Raw genomic sequence first — 482 nt, 5'->3', positions numbered from 1 at the left:
GGCGGTGGAGAAGGACACGCCCCTCACCGACCCACTCCTGTCGGCGTTGGCGTCGTCTCAGGATGTGCACGAGGTGAATCTGGTGATCCGGGCGGCCTTCGCCGACGACCAGGACGAAGACGACACCGACGACGAGAACACCGACGGGGAGGGGGCGCTCTGATGGCCCTGCACTTGCCGAAGCCGCGGACCACGAAGCCGGCGCAGCAGGCGGTCGGTCTGGACGGCCTCAAGGTGTCCGTCGTAGCGGTTGGTTGGCCTACTGGCCGCCCGATCGTCCGGAGCTCATCATGACCATACCGCGCAGCGTCGCCGACGTGTTGACCACGCACACGCTCTTCGAGGTCGAGTGCATCGACCGGATGTACCTGAACGTCTACGTCCCCGGTTTGCAGTACGCCCCAGGTCTGGTCGCCTACGTGCACCAACAGCTCGGGTTGCCGGTCGCCTCCACCGCCCCGCTCGCCAGGATCACCGACCGC

1 pseudogene is annotated in these 482 nt (G+C 67.0%); it reads left to right on the top strand.

Features of this window, described 5'->3' with window-relative positions:
• Nucleotides 1-290: 290 nt before the first annotated feature.
• Nucleotides 291-482: pseudogene (locus tag P3H15_RS55090) on the top strand (hypothetical protein); the annotation flags it as partial.

Origin of the sequence: Rhodococcus sp. T2V (assembly GCF_029269925.1) — a bacterium.
Lineage (GTDB): Bacteria > Actinomycetota > Actinomycetes > Mycobacteriales > Mycobacteriaceae > Rhodococcus_F > Rhodococcus_F koreensis.
This window is presented reverse-complemented; position numbering and strand designations above follow the sequence as displayed.